Annotated in this window: 20 protein-coding genes; 10 read left to right on the top strand and 10 right to left on the bottom strand. The window is 64.5% G+C overall.

Features of this window, described 5'->3' with window-relative positions:
* Positions 1 to 4: 4 nt before the first annotated feature.
* The 4 genes from HDG39_RS18380 to HDG39_RS18365 form a co-directional block, all read right to left on the bottom strand.
* Positions 5 to 1,495 carry an MFS transporter gene (locus tag HDG39_RS18380; protein WP_184007418.1) on the bottom strand — a complete coding sequence of 497 codons (1,491 nt, stop codon included), beginning with the start codon at positions 1,493 to 1,495 and terminating at the stop codon, positions 5 to 7.
* Positions 1,496 to 1,629: 134 nt separating this feature from the next.
* The gene (locus tag HDG39_RS18375; protein ID WP_184007416.1) at positions 1,630 to 3,585 is read right to left on the bottom strand and encodes an aconitase family protein; all 1,956 of its coding nucleotides are present in this window, start codon (positions 3,583 to 3,585) and stop codon (positions 1,630 to 1,632) included.
* A gap of 133 nt (positions 3,586 to 3,718) precedes the next feature.
* Positions 3,719 to 4,621: a LysR family transcriptional regulator gene (locus HDG39_RS18370; RefSeq protein ID WP_184007414.1), complete on the bottom strand. Its 903-nt coding sequence runs from the start codon at positions 4,619 to 4,621 to the stop codon at positions 3,719 to 3,721.
* A 104-nt stretch (positions 4,622 to 4,725) separates the two neighbouring features.
* Positions 4,726 to 5,454, bottom strand: coding sequence for a 2OG-Fe(II) oxygenase (locus HDG39_RS18365; RefSeq protein WP_184007412.1), 729 nt, complete (start codon positions 5,452 to 5,454; stop codon positions 4,726 to 4,728).
* 213 nt (positions 5,455 to 5,667) lie between these two features.
* Here HDG39_RS18365 and HDG39_RS18360 point away from each other — a divergent pair, with 213 nt between their 5' ends.
* Positions 5,668 to 6,315 (top strand): DsbA family oxidoreductase, encoded by a 648-nt coding sequence (locus HDG39_RS18360; protein ID WP_184007410.1) that lies wholly within the window; start codon positions 5,668 to 5,670, stop codon positions 6,313 to 6,315.
* A gap of 83 nt (positions 6,316 to 6,398) precedes the next feature.
* Positions 6,399 to 6,800, top strand: coding sequence for a CPBP family glutamic-type intramembrane protease (locus HDG39_RS18355; RefSeq protein ID WP_184007487.1), 402 nt, complete (start codon positions 6,399 to 6,401; stop codon positions 6,798 to 6,800).
* Between the two features lie 87 nt (positions 6,801 to 6,887).
* On the opposite strand, the gene ppnP is transcribed toward HDG39_RS18355, so the two are convergent.
* Positions 6,888 to 7,208, bottom strand: a complete 321-nt coding sequence (ppnP, locus tag HDG39_RS18350; protein ID WP_184007408.1) for a pyrimidine/purine nucleoside phosphorylase — start codon at positions 7,206 to 7,208, stop codon at positions 6,888 to 6,890.
* A 193-nt stretch (positions 7,209 to 7,401) separates the two neighbouring features.
* Between ppnP and HDG39_RS18345 the strand changes: the two genes are divergently transcribed.
* The gene (locus tag HDG39_RS18345; RefSeq protein ID WP_184007406.1) at positions 7,402 to 7,977 is read left to right on the top strand and encodes a cysteine hydrolase family protein; all 576 of its coding nucleotides are present in this window, start codon (positions 7,402 to 7,404) and stop codon (positions 7,975 to 7,977) included.
* Between the two features lie 154 nt (positions 7,978 to 8,131).
* Complete coding sequence (locus tag HDG39_RS18340; protein ID WP_260328043.1) at positions 8,132 to 8,419, top strand: BON domain-containing protein; 288 nt, start codon at positions 8,132 to 8,134, stop codon at positions 8,417 to 8,419.
* A gap of 142 nt (positions 8,420 to 8,561) precedes the next feature.
* Here HDG39_RS18340 and HDG39_RS18335 read toward each other — a convergent pair whose 3' ends face one another.
* Positions 8,562 to 9,338 (bottom strand): hypothetical protein, encoded by a 777-nt coding sequence (locus HDG39_RS18335; protein WP_184007402.1) that lies wholly within the window; start codon positions 9,336 to 9,338, stop codon positions 8,562 to 8,564.
* Between the two features lie 518 nt (positions 9,339 to 9,856).
* Between HDG39_RS18335 and HDG39_RS18330 the strand changes: the two genes are divergently transcribed.
* The 4 genes from HDG39_RS18330 to HDG39_RS18315 all read left to right on the top strand — a co-directional run bounded on the left by HDG39_RS18330 (position 9,857) and on the right by HDG39_RS18315 (position 14,418).
* Positions 9,857 to 10,984 (top strand): L-dopachrome tautomerase-related protein, encoded by a 1,128-nt coding sequence (locus tag HDG39_RS18330; protein ID WP_184007400.1) that lies wholly within the window; start codon positions 9,857 to 9,859, stop codon positions 10,982 to 10,984.
* A 304-nt stretch (positions 10,985 to 11,288) separates the two neighbouring features.
* Complete coding sequence (locus tag HDG39_RS18325) at positions 11,289 to 12,494, top strand: paraquat-inducible protein A (RefSeq protein ID WP_184007398.1); 1,206 nt, start codon at positions 11,289 to 11,291, stop codon at positions 12,492 to 12,494.
* On the top strand, positions 12,491 to 13,786 hold the full coding sequence (locus HDG39_RS18320; RefSeq protein ID WP_184007396.1) for an MlaD family protein: 1,296 nt from the start codon (positions 12,491 to 12,493) through the stop codon (positions 13,784 to 13,786). Before HDG39_RS18325 ends, HDG39_RS18320 begins: the two co-directional genes overlap by 4 nt.
* Positions 13,783 to 14,418 carry a PqiC family protein gene (locus tag HDG39_RS18315; RefSeq protein WP_184007394.1) on the top strand — a complete coding sequence of 212 codons (636 nt, stop codon included), beginning with the start codon at positions 13,783 to 13,785 and terminating at the stop codon, positions 14,416 to 14,418. Before HDG39_RS18320 ends, HDG39_RS18315 begins: the two co-directional genes overlap by 4 nt.
* A gap of 30 nt (positions 14,419 to 14,448) precedes the next feature.
* Here HDG39_RS18315 and HDG39_RS18310 read toward each other — a convergent pair whose 3' ends face one another.
* From HDG39_RS18310 to HDG39_RS18300, 3 genes are all read right to left on the bottom strand, one after another.
* Entirely contained in the window at positions 14,449 to 15,441 is a 993-nt protein-coding gene (locus tag HDG39_RS18310) for a bifunctional helix-turn-helix transcriptional regulator/GNAT family N-acetyltransferase (protein ID WP_184007393.1), read from the bottom strand.
* 196 nt (positions 15,442 to 15,637) lie between these two features.
* Positions 15,638 to 15,997: a protocatechuate 3,4-dioxygenase gene (locus HDG39_RS18305; RefSeq protein WP_184007391.1), complete on the bottom strand. Its 360-nt coding sequence runs from the start codon at positions 15,995 to 15,997 to the stop codon at positions 15,638 to 15,640.
* Positions 15,997 to 16,839: a gallate dioxygenase gene (locus HDG39_RS18300; RefSeq protein WP_184007389.1), complete on the bottom strand. Its 843-nt coding sequence runs from the start codon at positions 16,837 to 16,839 to the stop codon at positions 15,997 to 15,999. The genes HDG39_RS18305 and HDG39_RS18300 overlap by 1 nt, the downstream gene beginning before the upstream one ends.
* A 391-nt stretch (positions 16,840 to 17,230) precedes the next feature.
* On the opposite strand from HDG39_RS18300, the gene HDG39_RS18295 reads away from it, so the two are divergent.
* Together HDG39_RS18295 and HDG39_RS18290 are read left to right on the top strand one after the other, a co-directional pair.
* Positions 17,231 to 17,932, top strand: coding sequence for a GntR family transcriptional regulator (locus HDG39_RS18295; RefSeq protein ID WP_184007387.1), 702 nt, complete (start codon positions 17,231 to 17,233; stop codon positions 17,930 to 17,932).
* Positions 17,929 to 19,236: a LysR family transcriptional regulator gene (locus tag HDG39_RS18290; protein WP_184007385.1), complete on the top strand. Its 1,308-nt coding sequence runs from the start codon at positions 17,929 to 17,931 to the stop codon at positions 19,234 to 19,236. The genes HDG39_RS18295 and HDG39_RS18290 overlap by 4 nt, the downstream gene beginning before the upstream one ends.
* 81 nt (positions 19,237 to 19,317) lie before the next feature.
* Here the strand turns inward: HDG39_RS18290 and HDG39_RS18285 are convergent, their stop codons facing one another.
* Positions 19,318 to 21,453 carry a tetratricopeptide repeat protein gene (locus tag HDG39_RS18285; RefSeq protein WP_184007383.1) on the bottom strand — a complete coding sequence of 712 codons (2,136 nt, stop codon included), beginning with the start codon at positions 21,451 to 21,453 and terminating at the stop codon, positions 19,318 to 19,320.
* Between the last annotated feature and the right edge of the window lie 132 nt (positions 21,454 to 21,585).

Genomic DNA, 21,585 nt, shown 5'->3' with positions numbered 1-21,585 from the left:
TTCGCTAGGTGGATATCTTCTCGAGTTCGAGCCCTTTCGTCTTCGGCCCCATCAAGCCAATCGCCAGCATCACGATCAGCATCGCGCCCGCGATGAACACGAACACGCCGGTCGTCCCGAAGTAGCGCAACACGGCCGCGATCAGAAAAGCCGTGAAAATCGCGGAAAAGCGGCTCCACGAGTAGACGAAGCCAACCGCGCGCGCCCGGATGCTGGTCGGAAACAGTTCGGCCTGGTACGCGTGATAACTGTACGAAATGATGTTGCCGGCCAGCGTCAGGCACACTCCGAGGCTCACGAGGAGCACCGCACCCGATGCCTGACTGAACCACAACCCGCACACGATATTGACGCCGGCCATCACGACGATCACCGTCTTGCGCTCGAAGCGGTCGCCGATAAACAGCCCGATGATCGGACCGAGCGGCGCGGCCAATGCGATCACGCTCGAATACATCAGGCTCGTCGTAATCGTGATGCCCTGCTTGATCAGCAGCGTCGGCACCCAGTTCGCGAAGCCATAGAAGCCGACCGTCTGGAAGATGTTGAAGATCGTCATCATCAGCGTGCGGCTGCGGTACGGCGGTACCCACATGTCGCGGAAGCTGCCGCGCGGTGGGATCGGCACCGGCGGCGCCGGCGGCGGCAACTCGCGGCCATATTCGTGACGTACCTTCGCCTCGAGCGCGTTCATCACACGGTCGGCTTCGGCGAGACGTCCTTGCTGCGCGAGCCAACGCGGGCTTTCCGGCAACGCGCGGCGAATCCACCAGACGAATAGCGCGCCATGCGCGCCGATCAGCACGACCCAGCGCCAGCCGTCCAGACCGAACAGCGTGCGCGGCACCAGCAGAAACGATAGAAACGCGACCACCGGCACGGCCGTGAAGCCGACCGCCTGCTCGCACGCGAACGCGCGGCCGCGGATCTGTTTCGGCACCAGCTCGGAGATGTACGTGCCGATCGTCACCAGCTCGACGCCGATGCCGACACCGGCGACGAAGCGCCAGAAATTAAGGCCCGTCGCGGTCTCCTGAAACGCCATCACGACGTTCGCCGCGGTGTACCACAGCAGCGACCAGGTGAACACCGCGCGCCGCCCGAAGCGATCCGCGAGGAAACCGCACGCGATCGTGCCGATAAACAGGCCGCTAAACAGCGCGGCGATGAAACTCGCGACGCCGGTCGAGCCGAACAGGCCATGCGTGGTCGCGGTCAACATGCCGCTTTTCACGAGGCCCGGCGCGATATAGCCGGAGTACAGCAGGTCGTAGAGTTCGAAGAAGAAGCCGAGGCTCAGCAGCACCACCAGCTTCCAGACGGAGCGCGTGGCGGGCAAGCGGTCGAGGCGCGCCGAAATGCTGCCGGCGTCGAGCGATGCGTGGCCCGCCGCCTGAGCGGGCGTGCTGCGGGCGGCGCTGCCGGCCACGTCAGTGGAATGCGCCACGGTACCGCCGCTGCGCGCGACGGACCCCGCGGGATCGGGGAATGCCATGTCGTGTGTCTCCTTCTGTTGCGACTGCTTTTACGGCAGGGCTGATCGCTTATCGCGGCCGGTTCGATGCCGGCCTTGCGTCTTGTCGCGCGTCGCACGCGCCACGATGGGTCGGCCGGAGTCCGGCCAGCATTCTAGCCGTGCCCGCGTTGCAATTGTTCGAACGTGGTGATTTTCCCGGCCAGCGCGCTCGCCGCGACCGTGTACGGGCTCGCGAGCCAGACGTCGCCTGGTCCCGAACGGCCGGGGAAATTGCGGTTGATCGCGCTGATCGTCACGTCGTTCGGGTTGGCCGATTGTCCCGGTCCGCAGTTTGCGCACGAGCCGCAGCCAGGCATCACGAGCGTCACGCCCGCGCGCTCGAACACCGGCAGATAGCCCTGCTCCTCGCAATACGCGCGCACCGCCATCGTGCCGAATTGCAGATACAAACGCGTGCGCTCGGGCACCCGTAGCCCGTGCTCGACGCCCCAACGCAGCACCTCGTGATAGAAATCGAAGTCCTCGCGCTTGCCCGCGGTGCACGAGCCGCCATACGCGATATCGATCGCGACGTCCTGTTCGAGCCGCGGCGCCGGCACGCCGTTGCCGGGGTCGCCCGGACGCGCGAGCATCGGTTCGATCGCGTTCGCATCGATATGGATCGTGTCGCGATAGGTCGCGCCCGCGTCGCTTTTCATCCAGCTTTCCAGCACGAAATCGACGCCGCGCCGCTCCTTCAGGAACGCGACCGTGCGCTCGTCCGGCTCGACGATGCCGGTGAAGCCGCCGAGTTCCGCGACCATGTTGGTCAGCGTCGCGCGTTCGTCGATCGACATCGCGCGCACCGCCGCGCCGCCGTATTCGAACACGAGGCCGATCGCGCCGCCCGAGCGAATCGCCTCCATCCGCAGCAGATGCAGCACGACGTCCTTCGCGGTCACGCCGTCGCGCAACTGCCCGTCGATCTCGATGCGCAGCGTCTCCGGCACCTTGCAGCGCACGTAGCCCGTGACCCAGCTGTTGGCGATTTCGGTCGCGCCCGCGCCAAATGCGAGGCAGCCGAGCGCGCCCGAATGCGGCGTGTGCGAATCGGTACCGCATGCTACCTGGCCCGGCAGCGCATATTGCTCGGCCATCAACGCATGACAGATGCCCTCGGAGCCGGGCACACCATCGAGCGCACCGTGCGAGCGCACCGGGTAGTCGCGCGAAAACGACGTGTGGCCTTCCATCAGATTCGCGACGCCCGGCAACAGACCGTCGCGCACGTGAGGGATGCTCTGCGGCGCGAGCACCAGATGATCCTGGAACGCGATGATGTGATCCGGCGCATGCAGCGGCGCGGGCTTGCCGAACGCGCGATGCATCAGATGCGCGCACATGCCGGTGAAATAGTCGTGGCTGAAGCGCCAATCGGCGGCGATGAACACGCCGTCGCCGCGCTGCGCGCTCGCGGTGCCCGGATGCAGATGACGCTCGATGATCTTCTCGACCAGCGTTTTCGGCTCGGCGCCCGGCGCCTCGTTCGGGGCATCGCTCGCGCGCGCGCCCGGCGCGGGCCACTCCGCGAACCGGCTATACGCGAGCAGCCCGCCGCTGCGGATGATCTGCTGCGTGAGCAAGTCGCGGCCTTTCAGGAATTCGTCGATCGGCACCGCAACGCCTGCGAGCAGGCGATCGAGCACGGAAAAATCGGTCGTGGTCAGAATGCCGATGTTGTCGCAGTTCTGCTGATAGATACGCTCGAAGCTCTCGGCAACGATCAGGCGAATGCCTGCGGACAACTCCGCGAGCGGGCTCGATTCGCGCGACGAGCCCTTGCCGTAGCGCTTGCCGACCACCGTCACGCGAAAGCCGCCGTCCTTCACCGCATTGCGGCCGATCGGCAGACGCTCGCCGGCCTTGAAGCCGACGTACGGGTACTGGCCGAGGCGCTCGTCGTAGGTGAGCATTACGGTGACGGGCGTGATCTCGTCCGTCGACACGTTGTCGCGCAACGGCCCCGCCGTGTCGCGAGTGAAGTTTTCGCCGGCCAGTTGCGCCTCGATCACGGCCGGGTCTTGCGACAGGTACAGCACGCGGCCGTCCAAACGAATCGTATCGCTCATCACTGCATTCTCCTTGCGCTCACTATACGGCGCGCAAGGCGGATGCCGAAGTGCCGGTGCGGCAACGCTGCCGTCTCGTTTCGCGAATTCTCGATGGCGGAGCCGCGGCGCGGAGTGCGGGTGGTGGAATCGTCTAAGGCGGATTGCCGAGGAACGACACTAGCGCGGCCGCGCTTGCGCTCAACTGCTCGCGCGCCTTGAAGATGATGATCAGATGACGCTCCGCCCACGCATCGGCAAGCGGCAGCAGCCGCACGTCGAGCGTGTTCACGTAGAGCAGGCCGACGGGCTCGGGCACGATCGCGATGCCGAGCCCCGCATGCACCATCCGGCACAGCGCATCGAGACTGCTCACGCGCATCCGCACGTCGAGCTGCTGGCCCGCGCTCGCCGCCTGCTGCGCGAGCAAACGTGTGAGCGCGCTTTCGCTGCGCAAGCCGACGAAGCTGTCGTGCAACAGATCGTCGAAGTTCACCCGCGCCGCGCTGGCGAGCCGATGCCCACCCGGCACGAGCACCGCGAGCCGGTCCTGGCGGTATGGCACCTGCTCGAACGCCTCGCTGCCAGCAACCGGATTACAGATGCCGAAGTCCGCGCCGTGTTCGTCGACGATACGCAGCACGTCCGCGCTGTTTTCTTCTTCGAGTTCGATCGATACATCCGGGAACGCGCGGCCGAACGCGGCCACGTCTTCAGGCAGAAACTGCACGATCGACGACAGATTCGCAACCACCCTCACGCGCCCTTTGACGCCCGTCGAAAAGCGCGACAACTCCGCGCTCATCTGCTCGATATTGCCGATGATCGCGAGCGCGTAGCGCAGCACGGTCTCGCCGACCGGCGTCACGGTAATGCCGCGCGACTGCCGCTGAATCACCGGCAGGCCGATCAGCGCCTCGATCTCGGCGATGCGCCGGCTCACCGCCGACGACGCGATGAACTCGCGCTCCGCCGCGCGCGCGATATTGCGCTCCTGGCAAACGGCGACGAACAGACGCAGCGAAGTCAGATCGAGTTTCTTGAGCAGGTTTTCCATGGGACGAGGCGACGGATCTTACGACAATGGCGGTAGATCGCTGGAATCGTGGCCGTTATCGTCTCACGGCACGCGGTGTTGCGCCATTGCGCCGAAAGCGGCCCTCACAGCGCATCATGAAAGATGATGCCGACCGTATGCCGATGTCCCGAGCGCAGGCGGCTCACGCCGTGCCGCAGATTCACGCGATACGGCCCGCGCGTACCCTGCACGGGCCGGCTGTTCACGGTGAACACGACCGCGTCGCCCTTCGCGAGCGGCACGACTTCGGCACGCGACTGCATACGCGGACGCTGTTCGGTCATCACGAACTCGCCGCCTGTGAAGTCGCGCCCCGGCTCCGACAGCAGTACCGCAACCTGCAGCGGGAACACGTGTTCGCCGTACAGATCCTGATGCAGGCAATTGAAATCGCCCTCGCCGTATTGCAGGATCAGCGGCGTCGGACGCACCTGGCCGGCGTCATGGCAGCGTCGAATGAAATCCGCATGTTTCGGCGGATAGCGCACGTCGATGCCCATCGCCATGTTCCAGCGGTTCGCGACCGGCACGAGGTGCGGATAAAGGGCACCGCGCAAGCCGCCGACGAGCGACGGCAGCGGATACGCAAAGTACTTGTATTCGCCGCGACCGAAGCCGTGGCGCGCCATGACGACGCGGCTGCGATAAAGCGCGTCGCGTGGATAGAGCGCGCTCAGCGCGTCGCATTCGCGCGGCGTCAACAGTTGCGGCACGGCGGCGCAGCCGTACTGATCGAGATCGTGTTCGATCCGCGGCCAGTCGAGTGCGTCGGCGCGTTGGTCGATCGTTTGGGTGGGAGCGATTGCGTTCATCGTCGATGAGTGGGCGGCGCGGGCTCGTCGCCCGCGCCATCAAAGTAGGTAGCTCGATGGGTTTAGTGTACGAGTGTGGTGGAGGGAAAACACTCCGGGTCTTGCGGTCAAATTCAGCCGCACTGCACGGACGCACGATTCACGCTACGCTGTCGGGATCGTTGCGGCCGCACTTGCCGCCGCCGCATCGCACTTCATTGCGCCAGGACAACCATGAAACAGCAACTCACCATCGATTTTGTTTCCGACATCGCCTGCCCGTGGTGCGCGATCGGCCTGTCGTCGCTGCAGCTCGCGCTCGCGCGGCTTCAGGACAAAATCGACGCGCGCATCGTCGTGCATCCATTCGAACTGAATCCGCAGATGGGACCGGACGGCGAAGACATCGTCGAGTATCTCGGCAAGAAATACGGCCGCACGGCCGCGCAGATCGCCGAAACGCAGGCGATGATCCGCGAACGCGGCGCGAGCGTCGGCTTCGATTTCGCTCCGCGCATCCGCACCTACAACACGTTCGACGCGCATCGCCTGCTGCATTGGGCCGGCCTGAAGGGCCACCAGTTACCGCTGAAGCTCGCGCTATTGCGCGCGTATCATGCCGACGGCAAGAATCCGGGCAATCATGACGTGCTGGTCGAAGCGGCCCAGTCGGTAGGACTCGACGCCGACGAAGCGCGCGACGTGCTGACGAGCGGCGCGTACGCCGATGAAGTGCGCGAAGCGGAAAAGAACAATCAGGAAATGGGCATTCAATCGGTGCCGTCGATCATTTTCAACCGCCGCTATCTGGTGACCGGCGGCCAGCCGGTCGAGCAATTCGTGCAGGTGATCGAGGAGATCGTGGCGAAAGAGACAGCGTAATCTTGCACGCGCTGACGGTTTTAACGAAAAGAAGCTGGAACGAGGTGCCCCGATGGAGACTGATAATCGGCGGCGCGGCAATCATGTTTTTCGGGCAGATCGCGCTGATATTCGCTCAATACGCGCTGTGGGGCCCGCCGGCGCCGCATAAAAACCCGCTCGCCGATAAACCGATTCCGGTTCAGCTGTTCTTTATCACCATTCTGATGCCGTTCCTGGAGACGATCGTCGGGCAATGGTTGCCCATTCGGCTCATCGACGGCGTCTTTCGTTCGTCGTGGCGGGTTGCCGCGGCGGCGTCGATCGCGCTATTCACGCTGATGCACGGCTACGTCGATCGTGCGGTCGCGACGATTCTGTTGGGCGCGGCGGTGCTGGCGGCGGTGTTCATCGTCGAAGCGAAGCGTAATGGACGGCCCATTCTGAGCACCTGGCTCACGCATGCACTCGCGAATGCTTGCGTGTTGTCTCTTCAACACATCTGAGCAAAGATAGCCTGGGCCCCTTGTCCAAGCCGTCACGGCTGCGTGCAACAGGTCTGTCTTATCCGATTGCACGCGCCTTAAAGCCGCTTACAGATAGCTGCAAACGTAGTCCAGCGTTTCAACCACATCGATATCGAAGCGGCTCTTGCCAGGCACTGAGAACGACTCGCCCGCGCCATAGGTCTTCCACTCATCGCTGCCGTCGAGACGGATGCGGCATTTGCCCGCCTGCACTTCCATCAGCTCCGGCGCGTCGGTGCCGAAGTTCAGCGTGCCGGGCAGGATCACGCCGAGCGTCTTGCGCATGCCGTCGGCGAACAGCACGGTGTGCGACACGCACTGGCCGTCGAAGTACACGTTGGCTCGTTTGACAACAGAAACCTGGTCGAATTGCGTTGCAGCCGTCATGGCGGTCTTCCTCTGGATGATCGTGAATGGATGCGTTGCAGCCCGGTGGGCGCGGCAGACGGCGCGCGATCAGCGCAAGCCGCCCGGGGCTCCGGCCGGACGCGAGCCCGCCATCATACAATGGCTATTGATGGCGGCAATACCGTAAAGTCTGCCAGAACCATATCGACATCTACACAGACTCATTCGACCCATGCGCAATCCTGCTCCTTCCGCCGGCGCCGTATTGTTGTTGATCGATCTGCAACGCGCGATCGATCATCCGAGCTGGGGCGAGCGCAACAATCCCGCAGCCGAGACGCAGGTGGGCCGCTTGCTCGCGCATTGGCGTAGCCGAAACTGGCCGGTGTGGCATGTGCGGCACGACTCGACGGAGCCTGGGTCGCACTATCGGCCGGGTCAGGCGGGACACGAATTCAAGGCGTCGAACGTGCCGTTGCCCGACGAACCGGTGATTGCGAAACGCACGAATAACGCGTTCATCGGCACGGGACTCGAGGACCGCCTGCGCGCCGCCGGCCACTCGACGCTGGTCGTGGCGGGTGTCATCACCAACAACTCGGTCGAGGCGACGGTGCGGATGGCCGGCAACCTCGGCTTCGATACATATCTCGTGGCCGACGGCTGTTTCACTTTTGCACGGACCGACTGGAACGGAACGCCGCGCAGCGCCGACGACGTTCATGCGATGTCACTGGCCAATCTCGATCACGAGTACTGCACGGTCGTCACGACGGACGCGCTATTGGGCAACGGGCAACCGCAATAGCCGCAACGTCGATCTGCTGCGCGGCGAGCGACAATCAGGTGGTACAGGAGGACTTGTGAGAAAAGACAGCGCGAGCACCCTAATTGGCGCCATTGCCGCGGCAGCGATTGCGATCGGCACTGCGACCTGTGCGAATGCGCAAACCAGTGGCGGCATGCCGAACGATGCTTCCGCGCAAAGCCAATCCATCGCGGCATCGCCGGCTCGCAACAGACCCGATAGCGAGCTCGCGCGCGACGTGCGGCGCGCGCTCGCACGCACGCCGAACCTGCATTCAACGTCGATTCACGTGCAGGCGCGCCGCGGTATCGTGACGCTGACCGGTTGGGTACCGCAGCGCGCTCAGGTGCAACGCGCGGGCAGTGTCGCGAGATCGGTGCGCGGAGTCAGACAGGTGCATAACCATTTGAATGTGCGCACGAGAGGTGCCAGCGGTCCCTAGCGCAAAACGAATAAAAGAAAGTACTCAGCCCGACACGAATGCGCCGGGCTGAGTACTTTCTATCGACCAATCAATCGATGCGTGCGAGTATTCGCCGCGGCGCTCCATTGCTGCGCAACGCCGCCACGACTCGCGCAATACCTCAACGCCACATACGATAGCTGTAGACCGGCGCACGATACGCATACACGCGCGGCTGCGCCCAATAGACCGGCGGACGATAAACCTGATAAGCGACAGGCGCGGCCGGTTGAACCACCGTTTCCACGACCTGCGGCATTTCCTCGTATTGCGCCTGCGGATAAACCGGCACGTACTGCACGGGTGGCTGAGGATAGTCCTGCCGCATGTACACCGGCTGGTTGTCGTAGACCGGCTGCATCTGCGCGTAGGTCGGCGCCTGCTGGTATTGGATTGGCGGCGGCGCGTATTGCGGCTGCTGGTACACCTGCTGATATTGCTGTTGCGGCGGCGGTTGCGGCACCTGACGCTGCGCGTACTGGACCGGCTGCGGCTTCTGAGGCTGCGGCGGAATGCTCGTGTACTTCGAGTTATCGTCTTCGGGAACGCCCGGCGGCAGCGGCGGCACGTCGACCCGCGCGACGTCGGTCCTGGCGGGTTGCCGCTGACCGTGATTGTGCGAGTCGACCATTGCCTGGTAATCGGCCTGATCCTGCTTGCCGCGATTGATATAGCCATTGCGATACGCGCGGGCCACGTCCGACATCTTCGCATTCGGATCTTCTTTCATGCCGTCCGCATTGACCTTGTACTCGTTCGGACTGAGCGAGCCGGCCGGCACGTCGTCGTTGGACGCATACGCCGCTTCGGGTCCGTCGGCCCACGCTGGATAACACTGCAGCGTTAGCACCGAAGCGACCGTCGTCACCCCGAGCCCCCAAAGCGTACTTGTTCTCATGATCCACCTCGCGGCCGATTAAGAATATTGAAAGCCGAAATTTTTACTTGCAGGTGTGGCTATTTGTCTGCGCGTGCAATTGTTATTTTTTAGCACATTCCTTTGACGTCGGCATTATTTTTTCTTTGCAAATGAGCGGTGTAGCGCACGAGTGACACGGCGGGTCCAAAGGCGAGGCAGGAGAAACCCTGAGAGTCAGAGTTGCCGAAATGGACCGCCTGGTACGGCGGCTCCGCACGCCGCCGCGGAGCGATTCTCTTCGCCCTGAATGACGTAGTAGCGACGCGGCCTTTTAGCGCGCCATGTCGTACCAAGCGCCACGCGACAACTCGGCTTTCCCTATTGCGCGCACTACCGTTCTCTGCTCGCGCGAAAGTCAAACAATTCGCATAAAGGACGGTCGGCAATTCACATTGAATACCTTCCGAAAGATTCGCGGATTACGATTCACTTTATCTTTGCACGCGGCATTCGCTTTGCTGAATACGGACATTTCCGTCCTGTCCCGGAGGCAGCCCATGAAAGACACCGCCACGCCAACCGCCGCGGATCGGGTTCCACTGACCGCCGCGCCTGCATCGAGCGCCGGTGACGACGGCTCGCTGCCGCATCTGCGCGAGATTGCGTCGTTCGGGCACCAGGTGACCGGCGTCGCCGTCGCCGCGGACGGACGCATCTTCGTCAACTTCCCGCGCTGGACAGAAGACGCGCCGATCTCGGTCGGCGTACTCACGCCCGATGGCGACGTCCGTCCTTATCCCGACGATCGATGGAACGGCTGGCGCAATGCCAGGCGTGACGAGTTGAACCCGCAGGATCGCTGGGTCTGCGTGCAGGCGATTCTGTGCGATTCGCAAAACAACCTGTGGGTACTCGACCCCGGCGCGCCGGCCCAGGCGTTCGTCGTGCCGGGTGCCCCTAAACTGGTCCGCATCGATCTTGCGACGGATAGCGTCGTCGGCTGCATTGCGTTCACGCTCGAAATCGCGCCTCAGGGCAGCTATCTGAACGACGTGCGCATCAGTCCCGACAGCCGTTTCGCCTACATCACGGACTCTGGAACACGCGGCGCGATCGTGGTGGTCGATCTCGACACCGGTCAAGCGCGCCGCGTGCTCGACGGGCATCCGTCGACGCAAACGGATCCGGGCGTCACGGTCCATGCAGGCGGCGCACCATTGCGGCGTCCCGATGGACGCGGCGTCGAATTTTCGGCCGACGGCATCGCGCTCACTCGCGATGGACTGTATCTGTACTGGCAGGCCGTGAAGGGCAAAACGCTTTACCGCGTGCCCACCGAAGCGCTTCGCGATACCGCGCTCGCGATCGATGAAGTCGGCAACCGCGTCGAGAAAGTGCTCGAGCATCGCCCCGCCGACGGCCTGCATATCGACCGGACGGGACGCCTGCTGATTGCCGCGGTCGAAGAACACGCGGTGAAGGTATGGGACGGCGCGACATTGACGACGTTGCTGCACGAGCCCGGACTGCGATGGCCGGATACGTTCGCAGAAGGGCCGGACGGCACGATCTACCTGACCGACTCACGCATTCCCGAGATGAACTGGTTCAAGCCGGGGCATCCCGACGCCCTGTCTTCGAGGTTGCTGATCATTGCCGACGCCGCTCCGTCAGCGGGTGGATGAGCACGCGGCTGAACCGCGCGGTCGCGCGCTCTGCCGGCACAGCGGATGCTCGCCTCGTCGAACCATCCCGCTTACCCGACTGACGCCGCATCGCCACACCGCGGCCGCCGTTCGTCCGCGCTGCCCGGCGCGCCGACGCCGGCCGGGAACGCGCCATGCTAGTGGAGGACAAGAGCTGGCGCGCGCCAGCGCGTCTGCCGTAGATTCACGCGCCAAACGGCGCCAGGGGTCGAGGGATGATCGGCGAAACCTCATTCGCAACGCACTGCCCGCCTGAAAACGGACAGCCGATGGAGAACGTCGCATGACGATCGGCTGCCCCGAATGCGGCGCGCTCGAAGACATCCCGCCGCTCACCGCCCATACCTACGCGCGTTGCCGCGCCTGTCACTTTCCGCTCGAGCGGCGTAGCGGCCGAAGTCAGACCGCGGCGCTCGCCTGCGCGAGCGCGACCTTCGTATTGCTGTTTCCGGCCAACCTCGCGCCCCTGATGTATGTCCATATGCTCGGCGTCGAACGCTCATCACTGCTGTCGTCGGGCATCGTGGAGATGTGGAACGATGGCTGGTTCATTCTCGCGGTGCTGCTCGGCACCTTCGGTATCGTGCTGCCATTCATCCGCTTTGGCGGCCTCGTGATCGTCCTCGTCGCGCTGCGGCTCGGCCGGCGTACCAGAGGAATCGGTGCGCTGTTTCGCTGGACCACCTCGCTCGATATCTGGGCCATGCCCGATGTCTATCTGGTCGGCTGCTTCGTCGGTTACGCGCGCGTGACGCAGAATCTGACCGGCACGATTGCCCCCGGCGGCTACTGCTTCATCGCCGCGGCGCTGCTGTCGATGCTCACACGCGCGTCGCTCGACCGGAGAACGGTGTGGCGCGCGATCGCCGCGGAAAACGAGTTGCCGGAACATGAAGCGCCGCTGTCCTGCACGGTTTGCGATCTGGTCGTGCCGATGTCGCAGGAGGGGCGCTCCTGCCCTCGTTGCGCACTGACGTTGCGCGCTCGCAAAACCGACGCCGTCGTGCGCGCGGCTGCGCTGTCGCTCGCCGCGCTCGTTCTGACGATCCCGGCTAACTTCTTTCCGATGACCACTTCGATGCAACTCGGGCGAACCCACTCAACCCGGATCATCGACGGCGTCTACCAGCTGTTTCACGCTGGCCTGTGGCCGCTCGGCATTCTGATCATCTGTACGAGCATCGTCATTCCGGTGGCGAAGATTCTCGGCATGGCATGGTTCGTCGTCTCCGTTCGGCGCCGGTCGCGCCGGCATCTGCGGGTCAAGGCGCATCTGTACCGCCTGATCGACGAACTCGGCCGATGGTCGTACGTCGACGTGTTCACGATCGCCGCGTTCGTGCCGCTGATCCGGTTCGACGGCATCGCCGCGGCCAGACCCGCCATCGGCGCCACCGCGTTCGCGCTGGTCGTGTTGCTGACGATGGCCGCTTCGCGCGCATTCGACCCGCGCCTGATGTGGGACGTCCACCCGCGGAGCAAGCGATGAGCGGCACGCGTCCCCGTCGTTCGCAAGCCCAGGTGCGGCGCAGCGCGTGGCCCGGCTGGATCTGGGCGGTGCCGGTCGCAGCCTTCGCGATGGCCGGATGGCTCGGCGTTCGCGCGTTGATGCATCAGGGCGAGACGGTCACGGTAACCTTCGACAACGCGTACGGCATGAAGTCCGACGACACGATCGTCACGCTGCGCGGCGTCAAGGTCGGCGCCGTATCGGAGATTACGCTCGCGCCCGATGGCCGACACGTGCAAGCCGAGCTCAAGATAGATCGCGCCGAAAAAAAGTATCTGCGCAGCGAGACCAGGTTTTTCCTGCGCGGCGCACACGTGGATCTCAACGATCCAGCGTCGATCAAGGGAGTGCTGTCCGGCCCCGAGATCGTGATGGAACCCGGGCCCGGCGAACCGGCATCGCATTTCGACGGTGTCGATCGCCGCCCCGCGCTCGCGCCGGGGCACGGCCCGGTCGTCACCTATCTGGTGCGCTTCGAGGGCGCCGTCGGCGACCTGAAGAGTGGCGCCGATGTGCAATTGCGCGGTTTCGACGTGGGCACCGTCACCAGCGTGCGCCTGAACTACGACGCACGCACGGGCGCGCTGAGCACTCCGGTGCAGATCGCGCTGAACCCGTCGCAGCTTGGCATCGTCGGCGCGCCGCCACCGGCCAACGGGGACTGGCGCCCGCTCGTCGACGGCATGCTCACCCGCCTCGTCGCCACGGGCTTGCGCGCGCGGTTGTCGCAAGATCCGCCGCTCGTCGGCGCGGACAAGATCAACCTCGACTTCGTGCAAGGCGCGCCGGTCGCGACGCTCGCCAGCGAGGACGGCCTGCCCGTCATTCCGAGTGTCGCCGCCGCGAATCTCGACACGACGATGGCCAAGGCCAACGACGTGATCCAGAAAATCGACGATCTTCCGATCCGGCAAACCGGCGAACAGGTCCGCAGTATCGCCGCGCATATCAACGCGCTCAGTTCCTCGCCTCAGATCAAGGACAGCCTGACGCACATCGACCACTCGGTCGCGCAGATCGATCACACGTTGCAGCAGGTCTCGCCACAGATCGGTCCGCTCGTCGCGCAATTGCGCGAGACGGCGAACGCGGCCGATCGCACCATTGCCGCGGCGAACCGTACACTAGGCGGCGACGCGTCGAGCCAGAACGACCTGCCTGCCGCCATGCAGGAGCTGACCGACACCGCACGCTCGATTCGGGCACTGGCCGACTATCTCGACCGTCATCCGGAGGCGCTGATCCATGGCAGGCAGCAGGAGGCTCAATGATGACGAGGTCCACGTTCCCCGTCGGACGCGCCATCGCGGCATCGCTCGCGACGAGCGTCAGGACGGCGGCGTTTGTCCTAACCGTCGCGGCGATGACGCTCGCCGGATGCGGACACAGCATACCGACACGCTATGTGACGTTGAACCCGATGCCCGCCGACGCGCCGCCCGCCACGGCGCCGATGCCACCGATTCAACTGACCGCCGTGCATATTCCCGCGGTGCTCGATCGGCTCGAAGTCGTCACGCTGGCTTCGCAGAACCGGCTGACGATCGACGATAGCGCCCGGTGGGGCGCACCGCTCGCTCAGATGATGCGCAAAACGCTTGCCCAGGACTTGCTCACGCGGCTGCCCGCCGGATCGTTCGTCGTTCCGGATGCACCCGCGCCGCCCGGCACGCGCACGCTGGTCGTCACCGTGCTGAATGCCACGGCCGACCCGAGCGGCACGCTGACGCTGCAAGCGGAGTGGACGCTGCTGGCCGGGCACTCGGATCAGGCGCCGCTGCGGCAGCAGGTGACGCTCGATTCCGCGATCAATGGGCACGATGCGCTCGCGCAGGCGGCCGCGTTGAGCCGCGTTCTCGGCGAATTGGCCGACCGGATCGCGGCGTCGGTCCTCGCGCACTGACCGACGGCGTCGAGTTCGCTGCCGCGTCGATCAGGCAGTACCCTTATCGCCTTTGCTTGCGGAAAGCCGGTTGAATCGCTGCTCGACCACGCGTGTTCCCCATTGCGTGCCTTCCGATTCTTCACTTAGCCGAAAGCCGAATGACTCGTACAGATGACGCGCCGCGTCGAGCCCCTTGAACGTCCATAGATAGGTTTCGTCGAACCGCTCGTCGACGAAACGCATGGCATGCGACAGCAATTGCCGTCCAATCCCGGAGCCGCGCAAAGAATCGTCGACGATGAACCAGCGCAAATGAGCGACACCCGTGTCGTTATCCCCGTCGATCACGACAGACGCGAGCGTGCGGCCGTTTTCGACGTATAGCCAAAGGCCTTTACCTTCGGCCGGCAATGCGCCCGCGAACTCCGCCAGCCCCGTCGCGACCTTCTTTTCGAAGAAGGCGCCGAAACCCCAGTGTTGCGCGTAATAGCGCCCGTGCAGACTCGCGATATCGCCGATGCCGCCGGGTTGGTAGCCTTCCACGATTCCCGCGGACCCCGCTTCCGTCGCGGCAAGCTTGCTGACGTCACCCTGCGCGAGGGCGTCCGCGTACAGCGCGAGAGAACGGACCAGCGCCTGCTGGTCGGCGGGAACCATGCGCCGCAGCGCGCCGGACACGCGATCGGTCGCGAACCGGTCGATCTTTTTGCGCAACCTCTGACCTTCGGCCGTCAGGTACAGCTCGGAGGAACGGGCATCGTCGACAGAGACCGTGCGCTCGACCAGTCCGCTCGCTTCGAGCTTCGCGATCTGCCGGCTCGTATTCGATTTGTCGAGCCGCAGGATGGTCGCCAGATCTTTGGCGCTGATCCCCGGCGACATGCCGATCTCGATCACCGCATGCACGGCCGAAGGCGCCAGATCGCTGTCGGCGATGGTCGTGCGCATGAAACCAAGTTCGCGGACCAGCCGGCGGGAAAACTCGCGGAGTTCGAGAATCGTCGTGTCGCGGGGCTTGGCGGGGGCGTCGATCAGGTCCATGATGGGGCTCGCATATCAGTTGCGATACGCAATCAATATAGTTGCGGCTCGCAACTTCAGCAAGGGCGAAGTGGCAGTCGCGATCGCTGCGACGCAGGGTCGAAGTAAGCCGGATGGTTTGAACTACACATCGGAACTTCAAATCGGATTGCCCAGCGGACAGCATTGCCTTGATGCGCGCCTCGATGCGCGGCCTTTAAACGGCGTCGGGTACCCGACGAGTCTTCAGAAACTCTTCGAGCGATTCACCGCGCATGCTCGCGTACATGCCGAGATTGGTGATCTTCACCACACGCGCGAACTTCTCGAGCACGAAGAAAGACACCCCATAACGGATCAGACCGATCCAGTCGGTGTTGTCGACCAGCGTGCGTTCTTCCGGCGTCAGGCCGGCCGCATCGTATGAGGCGGTGCGGTTTTCGAGCCACAGCGCGCGCGCCGACGCTTCGCGCATCTGCCAGAAAAAGCGGTTCAGGCGCATCGCCTTCATGCTCTGGCGGATATCGAACGGATACGTGCCGGTCAGTTCTTCGACGCCAACCAGTTGCGGATTCATTACGCCACCTCTTCTTCGTAGATCGTCACGGCCATCGCGGTGCTGGTCGCCAGGTAGTAGTTGCGATGCAGTTCGCGGACCTTCTGACCCAGCGCGCCGCGCATCGCGAGCCACATGATCGTCTCGACGCTTTCCGCGCCGCCGAGGCGCACGTAATCGACGTGCTTCATCGCGGCAAGACGCTCCGGATCGCTGACGATCAGGTCGAGGAACTCCATGTCCCATTCGGTGTTGTTGAAGCCGCTGCGCTCGCCATGCACCTGGTGCGACAGCCCGCCCGTGCCGACCACCACGACCTTCAGGTCCTGCTCGAACGATTCGATCGCGCGACGCAGCGCCTGGCCGAGCCGGTAGCAGCGATTCGCGGTGGGCAGCGGATACTGCAGCACGTTGACTTCGAGCGGCACCAGCGACAGCGGCCAGCCGCCCTGATGCGGCAGCATCAGCGACAGCGGCGAATTGACGCCGTGATCGAGCGGGCGGTCCTGGAATACGGTCAGATCGAATTCGTCGGCGACCAGTTGCTCGACGATATGGATCGCGAGATCAGGATGCCCGGCGATGTCGGGCAGCGGACGCTTGCCGGCGCCTTCATCGGCGAATTCGTGGTTGGGCGACACGCCGAGCGCGAACGTGGGATAGCAGTCGAAGAAGAAGCTGTTCGCGTGGTCGTTGTAGAACATCACCATCACGTCGGGCTTCTGCTCGGCCAGCCACTGCGCCACCGGTTCATAACCCTTGAACATCGGCGCCCATGCCGGTTCGTTCTGCTTGCCCTTGTCGTACGCCAACCCGATCGTGGGTACATGGGACGTGCCGATACCACCAATGATTCTTGCCATATTCGTTCTCTTCCGTCACTTCGTGCTGCTGCCAATCGGATAGGTCGCCAGGTTCACCGCGCTAGTCACCACGACCGTCTTGGGATACAAAGATAAAAATAGTGCCGCGATACGGGAAGTACTGGTATACCTGAGACAGCGCCGGGTTGATGAGTAAAAACCCGGTATTTGAGCGTTTGGAGCGCCAATGAAGCGCGCCCCGAGCCACGCCGCGCAGGGCTTCCTCGGTATCCCAAGCCCCTGCGGCAAGCCTTCCGCGACGCCTTGGCATCTCGGCACGCGATAAATAAAACAGATGGCCCGGAAAACAACTCGCAACGCACATTTCCAAGGCTTGGAGCGGCGCTGCACGCGTGGCTATACTGCGGTGCTTCCGACGAGCGACGAAACGATGAACGAGACCACCCAGCAAGAAATTGTGCAGGCCTTACGCGAGAAGATCCTGTCGGGCGAACTGTCGCCCGGGCAGCGGCTCGTCGAAGCGCAGCTTGCGCAATGGCTCGGCGTGTCGCGCACGCCGCTGCGTTATGCGTTGAGCGTGCTGTCGTCGGAAGGCCTGCTCGATCGTTCGGGCTCGCGCGGTTACGTCGTGCGCCGCTTCAGCGTGCGCGACGTGCTCGACGCGATCGACGTGCGCGGCGTGCTCGAGGGACTCGCCGCGCGCTCGGTCGCCGAAAACGGCCTGAGCCCCGCGCTCGCCGCCGCGCTCGACGACTGCCTGCATGAGGGCGACGCGATCTTCGAGCAAAAGCATCTGCAGCCAGGCGACGACGTGCGCCACGCGCAGATGAACGGCCGCTTTCACGCGCTGATCGTAGAAGCGGCGCAGAACCACGCGGTCACGGCCGCGCTCAGTCTGAACGACAAGGTGCCGTTCGTGTCGCCGTTCACGATCGCGTTCGACGAATCCGCGCGCGAGCGTCAATTCATGATGCTGATGTACGCGCATCGCCAGCATCATGCGATCGTCGACGCGCTGAAAAAAGGCGAAGGCGCGCGCGTCGATGCGTTGATGAAGGAGCACACGCATATCTCGAAGGAAAGTCTGAATCTGTCGCTGCCGTCGTTGCATCTGATCGCGGGCGCGGCATGAGCAACGACACGCTTTCCGCCGCAACCAGCCAGGCGACCGCCAAAGCGCCGCTGTCGGTCAGCGGCAAGGACCTGCTCAATCTCGCGCAACTGCGCGCATTCCGGCTCGTCGCCGAGATGGGCAGCGCGACGCGCGCGGCGGCCGCGTTGTTTCGCGCGCAGTCGGCGGTCACGCGCTCCGTGCAGGAGCTCGAGTCGGCGCTCGGCGAATCGCTGTTCGATCGCGGTCCTTCGGGCATGCTGCCCACCCCGGTCGGCCGCGCGGTGCTGCATCGCTGCGAGCGGATCTTCGCTGAACTCGAAGAGCTCGCGCAATGGTGCGCCGCGCGACAGACGCGCCGCCGGCCCGTCGCGGAAGGCGCATTGCCCGCGTATCTGCTCAACACGCGGCGGTTGCAACTATTCGCGGCGCTCGCGCGGCATCGGCATATGCCGAGCGCGGCAAAAACCTTCGGCATCAGCCAGCCCGCGGTAAGTACCGCGATCCGGGTACTCGAAAGCGGCTCGGGACTGAGTCTGTTTCACCGCAGCCCGCGCGGCATTCTGCTGACGGCCGAGGGCGAAACGTTCCTGCTTCACGTACGCCGCGCGCTGAACGAACTGCGCCACGTCCCCGACGATATCGCCGCATTGCACGGCAAGATTCAGGGCTCGGTGACGGTCGGCGCGTTGCCGCTCGGGCGCACGCTGATCCTGCCGAAGGCGATCGCGCGAATGACCTCGGAGAATCCCGGCGTGCGCGTGGTCACCGACGAAAGCGCGTACGAGACGCTCGTGGCCGGTCTGCGCGCGGGCGACATCGATTTCATTCTCGGCGCGCTGCGCGACAACGACGCGGCGAGCGGCCTGAAAAACGAGCGGCTAATGTCGGAAGACATGGTGGTGCTGGTGCGCCGCGGTCATCCGCTGACTCACGCGCACGATCTGACCATCATGGGTCTGCGCGACGCGCAGTGGATTCTGCCGCGCAGCAACGCGCCGGCGCGTGCGCTGTTCGAAACGCAATTCAAGCGGATGAAGGTGAAGCCTCCTCTTCCGACCGTCGAGACCGCCGACCTCGCGGTGATTCGCGGCCTGCTGCTCGGTACCGACATGGCGGCGGCCTTGTCGGCGCAGCAGTTGCATCACGAGATTCAGTCCGGACAACTGGTGGTGCTCGATGTACCGCTGCACAACACGCGGCGCGAGATCGGCCTGACGATGCGCGCGGCGGGCACGCCGTCACCGGCCGCGCGCGCATTGATCGACGCGATCCGGCTGTCGGTCGTCGATGTGACGCGCACCGTCAGTATCGGCGCGAACTGAGCACTTCCATTGATTAGTGTTCAACTATTCCTGGCTGGGTCCGGCAGGCCGTCGAAAAATGCGCGCCAGCTCACAGAGGCGTCATAGCGCGCCGCCGAATCGCTCGACGCACGCCCGCCGCACGCGCTCGACCGAGCTCGCCCAGTCTTCACCCGGCGCGCGCCGGAACAGGCGCAGCGTGTGCGGATACCACGGCGAATCGTCGCGCTCGTGCATCCAGCGCCAATCGACGTCTCGTTCGGGCAGCATGACCCAGCACGGCTTGCCGAGCGACGCCGCCAGATGCGCGATCGATGTATCGACGCAGATCACCAGATCGACTTGCGCGACGATCGCCGCGCTGTCCGCGAAGTCCGTCACGCGCGCGCCGAGATCGAGCAGCGGCTGGGTGACCGGCGCATTGCGCGCTTCGTCCTCGCCCTGCCCCTTCTGCAAGCTCACGAAGCTCAGGCCTGGCACGCTCCACAGCGGCGCGAGCGTGGCGAGCGACGGCATCGAGCGATTCGCGTCGTTATGATGCTTCGCGTTGCCCTTCCAGACCAGACCGACCCGCTGGCCGGGCGGCAGTGCACCGAGCGCGGGGCGCCATTGTTCGATGAGCGCGGGATCCGCGCTCAGTCGCGCGGGACGCGGAATCGTATCCAGCGTCGTGCGCAGATACAACGGCACGCTCAGCAGACTGGTCCAGCAATCGTAGGTCGCAACGCGCGCGAGCGCTCCGTGGTGGTCGAGCACCGCATCGACGCCGTCCACCTCGCCGATCAGCCGATGCAACGCCGGCGCACACGCAAACGCGATATGCGCGGCCCCCAGCGCCTTCAGCAGCGGAACGTAGCGGCTGAATTGCAGCATGTCGCCGAGGCCGTCTTCCTGCCACAGCAACACGGACCTGCCCCCGAGCGGCTCGCCGAGCCATTGCGGACAACTGAGCATCGCCCGCGACTTTCGATGAATGAAATGGGGCTGCTCATAGCGGCATTCGTAGAGGGGCCAGCCCTCGTCGAAGCGGCCGAAGCCGAGCAGCAACACGGCGAGGCTGAAACGCGCCTCGCCATAGTCGGGTTTCAATGCAATCGCCTGCCGATACGCGCCTTCAGCCTCGGCAAAGCGCCCGAGTTGCGTCAGCGCGTTGGCAATGTTCGAGTGCGCCTCGGCGAGTTGTGGCGACACCGCGAGCGCTTGCCGGAACGCGTCGAGCGCTTCCGGAAATCGCTCTAGCACGCGCAGCACGCAACCCAGATTGTTGTGCGCATGAGCAAGCCCGGGCTGGCAGCGAATCGCGTCTCGGTAAGCCCGCTCGGCTTCCTCATAACGTTCCTGCCTGAACAGCGCCACGCCGAGGTTGTAATGCGCCTCCGCATAGTCCGCCCGATGCGCGAGCGCTTCGCGGTACGCCGCCTCGGCCTCGCTGACCCGATCGAGATCGACGAGCACCGCGCCAAGATTGAGATGCGCTTGCGCGTAGTCGGGCCGGATAGCGATCGCGAGCCGGCAAGCCAGCTCCGATTCCGCGAGACGCTGGGTCGCCTTCAGCACACCGGCGAAATTATTGAGCGCCTCCGGATATTGCGGCTTCAGCGTCAGCGCTTCGCGATACGCGGCGTCCGCTTCCGTGAGACGCCCGAGCTCCATCAGCACGCTGCCGAGGTTGTTGTGCAATTCGGCATGGGCACGCAAGCCGCGCAGCGCATGACGATAAGCCACTTCTGCTTCCTGCGGGCGTCGCAGGTCGCGCAGCACGATGCCGTGGTTGTAATGCGCTTCGGCGTGGTCGGGGTGAAGCGTCACCGCCTGCCGATATGCCGCCTCCGCTTCGGCGCGGTAGCCGAGCCCGTAAAGCACGTTGCCGAGTTGATAATGCGCGTTCGCGTCGAGCGGGCGCAGCGACAACAGTTGCCGATACGTCGACTTCGCGGCCGACAGGCGGCCGAGCGATCGGAATAGCGAGCCGAGACTCGCGTAGACGTCCGCGTAATCGGGCTTCAGATACAGACACTGGCGCCAACGATTCTCCGCGTCCGCCCACTGACCCAGCGCGAACGAACACGCAGCGGCGATATTGAACGCTTCGGCCCGCTGATCGTTCGGCAAGGCGGAATCTTCGAGCAGCGGCGCGACGAGGGGCAACGCGTCGGCGAACTGCCCGGCCGAACATAGCGCCACGGCTCGCTGGCTGATGTCGGCGATCGAAGAAGCAGGCGTCTGCGTGAGTGTCATGTGTCGTGGCGATGTTTCAGCGGCGGGGCCGTGCAGCGGGTGCGCCGCCGTTGCGCCGCTGTTGCGCTGTTGATTCGATACGCGCACCTCGCGCGATTTCACAGCATAAGTGATTCGCCTCGGCCTCAGCGC

Source organism: Paraburkholderia lebeckiae (genome assembly GCF_014201005.1).
GTDB lineage: Bacteria > Pseudomonadota > Gammaproteobacteria > Burkholderiales > Burkholderiaceae > Paraburkholderia > Paraburkholderia tuberum.
This window is presented reverse-complemented; position numbering and strand designations above follow the sequence as displayed.

What these genes read in the sequence shown, in the direction of transcription:
- HDG39_RS18310 (WP_184007393.1), bottom strand. Translation starts at nt 15,441, where the DNA reads ATGGACCTGATCGACGCCCCCGCCAAGCCCCGCGACACGACGATTCTC.
- HDG39_RS18370 (WP_184007414.1), bottom strand. Translation starts at nt 4,621, where the DNA reads ATGGAAAACCTGCTCAAGAAACTCGATCTGACTTCGCTGCGTCTGTTC.
- HDG39_RS18355 (WP_184007487.1), top strand. Translation starts at nt 6,399, where the DNA reads ATGTTTTTCGGGCAGATCGCGCTGATATTCGCTCAATACGCGCTGTGG.
- HDG39_RS18295 (WP_184007387.1), top strand. Translation starts at nt 17,231, where the DNA reads ATGAACGAGACCACCCAGCAAGAAATTGTGCAGGCCTTACGCGAGAAG.
- HDG39_RS18305 (WP_184007391.1), bottom strand. Translation starts at nt 15,997, where the DNA reads ATGAATCCGCAACTGGTTGGCGTCGAAGAACTGACCGGCACGTATCCG.
- HDG39_RS18315 (WP_184007394.1), top strand. Translation starts at nt 13,783, where the DNA reads ATGATGACGAGGTCCACGTTCCCCGTCGGACGCGCCATCGCGGCATCG.
- HDG39_RS18290 (WP_184007385.1), top strand. Translation starts at nt 17,929, where the DNA reads ATGAGCAACGACACGCTTTCCGCCGCAACCAGCCAGGCGACCGCCAAA.
- HDG39_RS18365 (WP_184007412.1), bottom strand. Translation starts at nt 5,454, where the DNA reads ATGAACGCAATCGCTCCCACCCAAACGATCGACCAACGCGCCGACGCA.
- HDG39_RS18335 (WP_184007402.1), bottom strand. Translation starts at nt 9,338, where the DNA reads ATGAGAACAAGTACGCTTTGGGGGCTCGGGGTGACGACGGTCGCTTCG.
- HDG39_RS18375 (WP_184007416.1), bottom strand. Translation starts at nt 3,585, where the DNA reads ATGAGCGATACGATTCGTTTGGACGGCCGCGTGCTGTACCTGTCGCAA.
- HDG39_RS18345 (WP_184007406.1), top strand. Translation starts at nt 7,402, where the DNA reads ATGCGCAATCCTGCTCCTTCCGCCGGCGCCGTATTGTTGTTGATCGAT.
- HDG39_RS18325 (WP_184007398.1), top strand. Translation starts at nt 11,289, where the DNA reads ATGACGATCGGCTGCCCCGAATGCGGCGCGCTCGAAGACATCCCGCCG.
- HDG39_RS18300 (WP_184007389.1), bottom strand. Translation starts at nt 16,839, where the DNA reads ATGGCAAGAATCATTGGTGGTATCGGCACGTCCCATGTACCCACGATC.
- HDG39_RS18380 (WP_184007418.1), bottom strand. Translation starts at nt 1,495, where the DNA reads ATGGCATTCCCCGATCCCGCGGGGTCCGTCGCGCGCAGCGGCGGTACC.
- HDG39_RS18320 (WP_184007396.1), top strand. Translation starts at nt 12,491, where the DNA reads ATGAGCGGCACGCGTCCCCGTCGTTCGCAAGCCCAGGTGCGGCGCAGC.
- ppnP (WP_184007408.1), bottom strand. Translation starts at nt 7,208, where the DNA reads ATGACGGCTGCAACGCAATTCGACCAGGTTTCTGTTGTCAAACGAGCC.
- HDG39_RS18285 (WP_184007383.1), bottom strand. Translation starts at nt 21,453, where the DNA reads ATGACACTCACGCAGACGCCTGCTTCTTCGATCGCCGACATCAGCCAG.
- HDG39_RS18330 (WP_184007400.1), top strand. Translation starts at nt 9,857, where the DNA reads ATGAAAGACACCGCCACGCCAACCGCCGCGGATCGGGTTCCACTGACC.
- HDG39_RS18340 (WP_260328043.1), top strand. Translation starts at nt 8,132, where the DNA reads ATGCCGAACGATGCTTCCGCGCAAAGCCAATCCATCGCGGCATCGCCG.
- HDG39_RS18360 (WP_184007410.1), top strand. Translation starts at nt 5,668, where the DNA reads ATGAAACAGCAACTCACCATCGATTTTGTTTCCGACATCGCCTGCCCG.